This window comes from Oribacterium sp., assembly GCF_057249185.1.
This window is the reverse complement of sequence record NZ_DBHIGR010000200.1, coordinates 1-3,510: the sequence shown is the minus strand read 5'-3', so window position 1 is coordinate 3,510 and position 3,510 is coordinate 1. Positions and strand designations below refer to the sequence as shown.

The 3,510-nt window shown below is 43.4% G+C and carries 2 protein-coding genes; one reads left to right on the top strand and one right to left on the bottom strand.

What is annotated here, in order from left to right; all coding sequences use genetic code 11:
* Positions 1-18 precede the first annotated feature (18 nt).
* Positions 19-783 carry a type IV toxin-antitoxin system AbiEi family antitoxin domain-containing protein gene (locus tag ACO4PX_RS09340; RefSeq protein WP_485572388.1) on the bottom strand — a complete coding sequence of 255 codons (765 nt, stop codon included), beginning with the start codon at positions 781-783 and terminating at the stop codon, positions 19-21.
* A gap of 330 nt (positions 784-1,113) precedes the next feature.
* Between ACO4PX_RS09340 and ACO4PX_RS09335 the strand changes: the two genes are divergently transcribed.
* Entirely contained in the window at positions 1,114-3,342 is a 2,229-nt protein-coding gene (locus ACO4PX_RS09335) for a right-handed parallel beta-helix repeat-containing protein (protein WP_485572386.1), read from the top strand.
* Positions 3,343-3,510: the final 168 nt, after the last annotated feature.

The following is a 3,510-nucleotide window of genomic DNA, read 5'->3' as shown; positions in this document are numbered from 1 at the left end:
CTGCCAAGGGATATACGATCAAATGACATCATCATACTCTACTCCTTTATTAATAAGCTGTTTAAGATCCTTGGGGGCGTAGAGTAGCCACTTTGGGTGAAAAATATTCTCTCTTATTTCCTGAGTTAGATAAGTTTTGCTGGAAGAGGAGCATGAAATGCATTTTAGGAAAAAATCTTGGGAAAGCGATAAATCCTCTTTGTAAAATTCTAGTATATATCCCACTTTTTGATAAAGCTGCTTTTTACCATATGCTTTTAAAACAGTAAGTAATTTTTTTTCGTTTAGAGAGGGAATCAGTTCCAGGCATCGTAAAATTTCCTCAAGCCCCGCGATTTTGTCCATGTCAAAAATACTATCAATGACAGTACGTTCAAGGGATGTCACTCTAACTCCGTTATTCATATCCGGTATCTCTATAGCACTTGTCTTTGGAAGTGGTATATACTCTATTCCGTCATAAGTAAAAGGACGAACATTTTTGCACGTGGAAAAATAAACTTCGTAGAATACTTGATTGGCATAGCCGTAGTATTCAAATGCGCTGTGATGAGAGATACAAGCATCTTGTGTAACTTGTGATGCTATTTGGAATCTATTGGCTATTGGCTGTTCGGTTTCCATACTGATTACGACGTATAGATTACGCCTTACACGTTCGATATATCCCCTATTTAGATAAGTTTTGATTTGCCAATCAGCGGCTTTTTCGGATCCGCAGAGCTGAACCATGTCCGCATAGCTGAAACATCGTAAACGTGCTAATTCTTTATATAAATCCATTTGTCACCTCCGACCTTTGTTTCTATTTTACATCAAAATCCTAGGAAATACAGGGTTTTTGATAAAAAATAGAAATAAAGTATAGAAGCCGTTGATGATATAAGTCTTGCATTAGAGATTTGGAGTATTAGGGAATTTAAGTTGCGCTAAGTTGCAGTAAGTTGCAAATAGGCCTTTTGTTTATAGTGAAAAATAATAAATTACGACAAATTTTGTATTTATTTAATATTTCGCCCGAAATAAATCATAATATTTTCTGAATTTCCTTCTAAACTGAAAAAGTAAGTCGAAAAACTAAAGTAACTTTTTTTGGAGAAGAAAGGAAGAAGAATGAAATTCAGAAAACAACTTACGTTACTCTTGACCATGACAGGCCTGGGGCTTCTTTCCCATGGAACCGCATTTGCGGAAACGAGGACAGAGCTTTGGGCAAAGGAAAGCCAGGGCTACGGCGCCAAGCTTCCCTACCTTCGCTACGAGGCGGAAGAGGGAGTTGGAAGAGATGCGGTGCTGAAGCACTCTACTGCTTACGATGAAGTGGAGATGGAGGCTTCCAACCAAAGCTATGTACAGTTGACCAAGGAGAATTCTTCATTACGCTTTACGGTTAAGAATTCTGCCAATGCCATGACTCTTCGTTTTACCATGCCGGAGGACGCCGTTGGAGAGCTGGAGATTTCCGTGGAGAGAAAGGGAGAACTTCTTGGAAAGAAAACCGTAGAGTTGGACAACAGCTCTGCTTGGCAGTATGTGAAGGAAAATGATGTTTTCGATGAAAATATAGCCGGCTCCCATTCTCGTTTTCGTTTTGATGAAAGACATTTTCTTATGGAAAATGACAACAAGGAACTGATGGAATTGGAAGAGGGGGATGTACTCACCATCCGCAGAACCGATAAAAAAGCTGATGAACTGGGAATCGACTTTATCGAGCTGGAAGAGGCGCCGGAAGCAAAGGAAGCGCCAAGCAACAGCATTTCTATTACAGATGCTCCTTACAGCGCAGTGCCGAACGATGGACAGGACGATTCCCAAGCATTTCTGGATGCCCTGAAAGACGCGGATGCGGAGAACAAGACCTTATATATTCCGGAGGGAACCTTCGATTTTGACCAAAAGCTGGTGATAAGTGCTACGGACATGCGGATTACCGGTGCAGGAATCTGGCACACACAGCTTCATTTTACCTCTGAGGAGCAGGCCGGAGGCGGCATCGAGTTTCTGGACAGCAGCTCAAATGTTGAGATGGATAACCTATACATGGATTCCGAATTAAAGTCCCGTTTTCATCAGGAGGCAAATTACAAGGGAATCGCCGGCGTTTTGGGAGAGAATTCCAAGCTCCATGACCTCTGGATTGAGCATTTTGAGTGCGGAATATGGGTAGGAGACTATGTGGAAGCGGATAAGATGAAATATACCAAGAACCTGACCGTTTCCAACAGCCGTATCCGAGACAACTTTGCGGACGGCGTGAACTTTGCTCAGGGAACCAGAAATTCCAAGGTGCAGAACTCTGATATCCGTGGAAATGGCGATGATGGTCTGGCGACCTTTGCCAGCAAGGCGATTCTGGAAATCAAGGAAAATGTCAATGGGGTAGAGCAGGTTCGTTATATCCATACAGAATCCAAGCCTGCGGAGAACAATGCCTTTTTAAACAACACGGTAGAGCTGACCTGGCGAGCTTCCGGCATTGCCCTCCACGGCGGTGCGAACCATCGTATTGAAGGAAATCTGGTGAAGGACATCACATCCGGCCCCGGATTACGTGTCAGCACCGTTTTCCCCGGATACAACTTTGATGACAACCAAAACATTTCTATTAAGAGAAATCTCTTGATCCAGACCGGAACCGACAACGATTTCTACGGCAATGCCCTGGCTTCCATTCATTTTGAAAAGCTTTACGGTGATATGAAGAAGATTACCGTAGCAGACAACCGCCTGATTAACTCTCCCCACGGAAAATATTCCGGAAACTTCTATATTCCGGAAGAGGGTACAACAGAAATTACTTTAAGAAATAACGAAGAGAAAAGCATTGATGTAGAGCCAATGCTGGCAGAAGAAGAGAAGAACTTCGCGCCATTATCCGAGGAAGAAAAGCTTGCGGAAGAGCAGAAGAAGGCAGAAGAACTGAAGAAAGCGGAAGAACTGAAGAAGGCTGCCGAGCAGGCGGAGCAGGCAAAGCATGAAGGCGAGCAACCGGGCTATGACGGCGCCTTGAATATCGAGCTCCACGATCAGGAAGAAATTCCGGAAACTGCAAACTTCAGACTCTATTGGTTCTCCGGTGAAACTGAGGAAAACGGCAGAATCGTCCGTTACTGGGTGAAGAAGCTGGAAGGCATTCATCTGGACGAGTCCATGGAGTATTCCGTTGAGGACGGCACCAAGGTCTTCAACTTTACCCCGGATGACATTCCGGAGTATATCCCCATTTCCGGAACAGCCTTTGTAGAGGATTACTTCTATGAAGGAGAGGACTGGATCCGTTGGGAAAGTCCGGAAGGGGTAGAGTATGTGAAAATTCGGTATTGGAGCTTGAAAGCTTGATGAAGTTTTTTCGCAATTATTGGATATGGATTGACAAGTATTTTCCGCCTATGCTAGCATACCAAGCTGAACTTCTTGGTAGGGAGAAGTAAGGCTAAAGTATAGAGTTAAGGTATAGAGAGGAAGATAATTTATGTCAGAGAAGAGTTTGGCGATTTTTGGTTGGGT